General features: G+C 72.2%; 1 protein-coding gene. It reads right to left on the reverse strand.

Annotated elements, in window-relative coordinates:
• The coding region (locus IH80_RS0138550) for a cysteine hydrolase family protein (protein WP_324609456.1) at nt 1–346 on the reverse strand (346 nt) is incomplete at its 3' end.
• Nucleotides 347–367 lie beyond the last annotated feature (21 nt).

Here is a 367-nt window from a genome sequence, read left to right on the forward strand (position 1 = left end):
TCAGGTAGGAGGCCGCGGCGTGGACCTCGCCGAACCTCGGGAAGATCCTGCCTACGGCGAACGCGTGCTCGTCCGCCGCGAAGGCGGACATCGCGTCCTCGACGAACTCGATCTCGTAGCCGTGGTCGCTCGCCGCACGGGCGGTGGACTCCACGCCCATCGTCGTCACCAGCCCGGCCAGGACCAGCCTGTCCACGCCCAGGCCGCGCAACTGCTCGTGCAGGCCCGTCCCGTGGAAGGCGCCCACCGTGCGCTTGACGATCTTGATGTCGCCGGGGCGTGCGACGCCCTCGACGAAGCCGCTGCCGGGCGGCTGTTCGGCCACGTTCGGGCGCTCAACTCGCACCGCCACCACCGGGCGGCCGCC

This window comes from Streptomyces sp. NRRL S-378 (genome assembly GCF_000720645.1).
GTDB lineage: Bacteria > Actinomycetota > Actinomycetes > Streptomycetales > Streptomycetaceae > Streptomyces.